This window comes from Acinetobacter sp. UBA3025 (assembly GCF_002367915.1).
Lineage (GTDB): Bacteria > Pseudomonadota > Gammaproteobacteria > Pseudomonadales > Moraxellaceae > Acinetobacter.
In genome coordinates this window covers 1-4,868 of the sequence record NZ_DFDO01000203.1, presented here as the reverse complement: position 1 = coordinate 4,868, position 4,868 = coordinate 1, and the positions used below count along the sequence as shown (strand labels likewise).

Here is a 4,868-nt window from a genome sequence, read left to right as displayed (position 1 = left end):
GGCGGTTTCTTCCCGAATGGTTTTGAAGGCTTATTCTATATGCTGGCCTTCCTGATGTTTGCCTTCGGTGGGATTGAACTGATCGGGATGGCGGCAGCAGAAGCTGAAAATCCAGAAAAAACCATTCCAAAAGCGATTAATCAGGTCGTATTCCGTATTCTGGTATTCTATGTAGGTGCATTGACCATTCTATTGTCTTTAGTGCCTTGGAACCAGTTAGAGCTTGGCGGCCTAGATAAAAGCCCGTTTGTGATGATCTTCAGCCAGCTGGGCATTGACTGGGCAGCACATTTACTGAACTTCATCATCCTGACAGCGGCACTCTCTGTTTATAACAGTGGTATGTATGCCAATAGCCGTATGCTTTATGGTCTGGCACAGCAAGGTAATGCCCCTAAAATCTTCAAGACTGTGAACAAGCAAGGGGTGCCAATTCCTGCAGTTCTGTTCTCTGCCCTGCTGATTTTCGGCTGTGTACTTCTAAACTACTTTGTTCCTGAAGATGCCTTAAGTCACCTGATTTATGTGGTGGTAAGTGCATTGGTACTGAACTGGGCTATGATTAGCTTGACCCACTTCAAGTTTATGCAAAGCATGAAGCAGTTAGGACAAAAGACCAGTTTCCCTGCATTGTGGTCACCTGCAAGTAATATTCTGGTTTTAGCTTTCATTGCAACCATTCTTTACATCATGTGGACACAAGGCTTTAAAGAATCAGTACTGATGCTTCCGATCTGGGTAGTGATCATGTTTATTCTGTTTAAGGCACTGCGCCCTAAGAATTAATCAAAAAATCTTTTAATCGATGATTTTTAAAGTTATTGCTGCGGCAATAACTTTTTTTTTGCATTTTTTACAGTACAATAGCCTTCTTTTCGCGCCCTTAGCTTAACTGGATAGAGCAGTTGCCTCCTAAGCGACCGACGTGGGTTCGAGTCCCGCAGGGCGCACCACCCTTTCAAAATGTGATCTATACTTCAAAAAATTAGCGTTAATCTTCATATTTTTAGAATATTTTTTATACAAAAAATCATTTTTTCTCCATTATTTTATTTCTTTTACTTTCAAATACTTATTTCAAAATAAGGCTATTTTTTGGTGTAAAAACTCTATTTTGATGCTTTTTTAGACTAATTAGTTTTTTCTAGAGCATTTACTCTTATTTTAATTGTGCTATTTTTGTCACATGGAGTAACAAATGATTGCGGATAAATACCCGAAATCTCCAAGAATTTAATAAGTGCAAACAACAACGCTAGATATAAATTTGTACCTCAAGGAAAGACGTAAATGAAATTAAAAACATTAACTACTGCAATGATTCTTGCAACTGTACCTATGACAGGCGCATTTGCAGCAGCACTAGATCGTTCAGGCCAATCTATTGCAGCCTTCCTACAACCTGGTAACTATTTTGAAGCAGGTATTTCTGTTTTAGATCCATCTGTATCTGGTAAAGCTAATGCAGGTTATACACCTAACGCTGCTATTCCTGCAGCTTTAGCTGGTCTTGAGAATACCTCTCTATCAGACATGGGCGAAGATTATTACTTCCCAAGTGCAGCATTAAAGTTTCAAGTAGCTGATAAATTATCAGTGGGTCTTTTATACGATCAACCTTTTGGTGCTGATGCAGCCTATTCAGTTGGTGATGCTGGAGCAAACCCAGCATTAGCAGGCTTGGGGCTTCCAGCTGCATTATTTGCTGGACAGGGCTTATTCCATGATGGCCAAGAAGCAACTGAAGTAGAAGTTACAACCGAAAATTTAACGTTCCTATTAGGTTTCCAACCAACTGAAAACTGGAATCTATATGGTGGTGCGGTATACCAGACCGTTAAAGGGAATGTTCAACTACGTGGTACCGCATACGGTTCTACTATTGCATTAGGCCAATATAATGCAGATATGAAGGAAGATTCTGCAGTAGGCTGGATTGCAGGTTTAGCTTACCAAATTCCTGAAATCGCATTAAAAGCATCTTTAACGTATCGCTCTGAAATTGATCACGAAGCAGCAACGAATGAATATGGTACAAGCTTAATTTTAACTGGTTTAGTTCCTGGACCAGGTGCGGTATATAACGAAAACACTACTACCAAAATTACAACTCCACAATCTGTAAACCTTGATTTCCAAACTGGTATCATGGCTGACACAGTCGCTTTTGCTAATGTGCGCTGGGTAAACTGGGAAGATTTTTCAATTCGTCCTGAACAGTTTGGTACAGTTTCAGAAGCTTTAGGTGCCGCAGGCTTAACCCCAGATAATCCAAATGGTTTTGACTTAGTGGGTTATACAGATGATCAATGGTCAGCTACTGTAGGTGTAGGCCGTAAATTTAATGAAAAATGGGCAGGTAATGTCTCTGTAGGTTGGGATTCAGGTGCAGGCAACCCTGTTTCAACTTTAGGTCCAACTGAAGGTTACTGGAACGTTGGCCTAGGTCTACAATTCTCACCTGCTGCAAACTACTTTATCGCTGGTGGTGTGAAGTACTTCTGGTTAGGTGATACTAAAGCTCAACCTGCATCAATGTTTGGTACAGGAAACTCTGTGGCACAATTTGAAGATAACCATGCTTTAGGTTATGGCTTAAAAATGGGCTATCGCTTCTAATTCCTGTTAGTTAATAAAAACCACCTTCGGGTGGTTTTTATTGTCTCATTTATATTTTTATACACCCGTATACTATTCGATGCTTTTATCACCAATCAAATTTTGCCTAAATTTTGTTTTTAATATATTTTGATAAAAATTATTATTTGTTTATTTTCATTAAGTTAATCAAAAAAATATAGTATAAATACTCTAAGCAATCATTTTTTATAACCGCCATAGTTCATTTCTTGGACGAAGTGGAGCATTTACTCTTTTTAAATTTGTGTTACTTTTCCACAACTTTTATTAATATTTATGCAACATTGTCAAGGATGAGCCATGAAACTTAAGCCAATCTCTATCGCTATTCTTCTTTCTAGCCTGCCTACTTCTCTCGTGTTCGCTGCCGGTTTAGACCGTTCAGGCCAGTCTATTCAGGCTTTTTTACAACCTGGTAACTATGCAGAAGCAGGAATTTCTGTTCTTGATCCAACTGTGAAAGGGACATCTAAAGTATCTGCTTTTGAAGGTGAAAAAATTAACGACATGGGGGAAGATTACTATTTCCCCTCTGCTGCAATTAAAGTTCAAGCAACAGACAAAATTTCTTTAGGCTTGATCTATGATCAACCTTTTGGAGCAGATGCAACATACGCTGAAACTGCTGGTTCTTTTGGTAATGGTGTAGAAGGTACATCAGTTGATGTTGACACACATAATTTAACTGCCCTCATTGGTTATCAACCTACAGAAAACTGGAATTTCTATGCTGGTCCAGTGTGGCAAACTGTTGAGGCTGATATTAAATTACGGGGGGGTGCTTATTCTTTATTAAGTGGCTATAACATTCAGCTTAAACAAGAAGAAGCCTTTGGATGGCTTGCTGGATTTGCTTATCAAATTCCTGAAATTGCATTAAAAGCTTCTGTTACCTATCGTTCAGAAATTAAGCATAAAGCAAAATCTTCTGAACAGTCTGATTTAGCTCTTTTAGGACAACAACTTCCTGATGCAGGTCATCCTTTAAGTCCAGCAAAACCATTATTGACGACTTTAGGTGAAAGAGAAAGCACTGTTGAGGCGGTTACACCTCAGTCGGTAAATATTGATCTACAGTCAGGTATCGCTCAAAATACTATTGCTTTTGCAAATCTTCGTTGGGTTCATTGGGACCAATTTGCTGTGACACCATCTTTACTCGCTCAAGCTTCAGCCTTGGCAAAAGGAAAAGCACAAAATCTGATCGATTACTCTAATGATCAATGGTCAGCAACAGTCGGTGTAGGTCGCAAATTCAATAATAAATGGTCAGGTTCAGCTTCTGTAGGGTATGACTCAGGTGCAGGCAACCCTGTAACGACTTTAGGTCCAACTGAAGGTTACTGGAATGTAGGCTTAGGTGCTCAATATAGCCCTGCTGAGAACTACTTTATTCAGGCTGGTGTAAAATATTTCTGGTTAGGCGATGCCCAAGCACAAACTGGCGGTACTATTGTAGGTGATTTTGAAGACAACCATGCCATGGGTTATGGCCTAAAAATCGGCTACCGTTTCTAAATAATATAGAGTTTAGCTCTAATAAAAAAAGGCACCTTTTGGCGCCTTTTTTTAATTTCAAACTTAAAAATTAAGCCGGAATATTACGTACCGATGCATTACGGATTGCTTCTTTCAATGCGTCATAACCATGAATTGGCGGGAATTGCGGGAATTCTGCAATCACATTCTCTGGCGCATCGAACAGGAAGCCATGATCTGCTTCACCCAGCATTGTGGTATCGTTATATGAGTCACCGGCTGCAATCACACGAAAATTCAGACCGTGTAATGCTTTTACTGCCTGACGTTTCTGATCTGGCTGGCGAAGTTTATAAGCAGTGATCATGCCCTCTTCATCAGTTTCCAGCTTATGACAGAAAATCGTTGGCCAGCCTAGTTGCTTCATTAGAGGATGAGCAAATTCATAGAAAGTATCAGATAGAATAATCAGCTGAAAATGAGTACTTACCCATTCTACAAATTCTATGGCGCCTTCAAATGGTCCCATATCCGCAATCACAGCCTGGATATCATTTAGACCCAAACCATGCTGTTTTAAAATATTCAAACGCTGGGTCATCAACACATCATAGTCAGGAATATCACGTGTCGTTGCTTCGAGCTCTTTAATACCTGTTTTTTTAGCAAAATTGATCCAGATTTCTGGAACCAAAACGCCCTCTAGATCTAGACATACGACTTCCATGAAGCATCCGATCGGAAGAGCG

At 39.7% G+C, this 4,868-nt stretch carries 4 protein-coding genes and 1 tRNA gene; 4 read left to right on the top strand and 1 reads right to left on the bottom strand.

Going from position 1 to position 4,868, the window contains the following annotated elements; all coding sequences use genetic code 11:
• From B4J23_RS08495 to B4J23_RS08480, 4 genes are all read left to right on the top strand, one after another.
• A partial coding sequence (locus B4J23_RS08495) for an amino acid permease (protein ID WP_291359953.1) occupies positions 1-786 on the top strand: 786 nt, incomplete at its 5' end.
• A 91-nt stretch (positions 787-877) separates the two neighbouring features.
• A tRNA-Arg gene (locus B4J23_RS08490) sits at positions 878-953 on the top strand.
• Positions 954-1,290: 337 nt separating this feature from the next.
• On the top strand, positions 1,291-2,619 hold the full coding sequence (locus B4J23_RS08485) for an OmpP1/FadL family transporter (protein WP_291359951.1): 1,329 nt from the start codon (positions 1,291-1,293) through the stop codon (positions 2,617-2,619).
• 321 nt (positions 2,620-2,940) lie between these two features.
• Entirely contained in the window at positions 2,941-4,158 is a 1,218-nt protein-coding gene (locus tag B4J23_RS08480; protein ID WP_291359949.1) for an OmpP1/FadL family transporter, read from the top strand.
• 70 nt (positions 4,159-4,228) lie between these two features.
• Here B4J23_RS08480 and thrH read toward each other — a convergent pair whose 3' ends face one another.
• On the bottom strand, positions 4,229-4,846 hold the full coding sequence (gene thrH, locus B4J23_RS08475; protein WP_291359955.1) for a bifunctional phosphoserine phosphatase/homoserine phosphotransferase ThrH: 618 nt from the start codon (positions 4,844-4,846) through the stop codon (positions 4,229-4,231).
• Between the last annotated feature and the right edge of the window lie 22 nt (positions 4,847-4,868).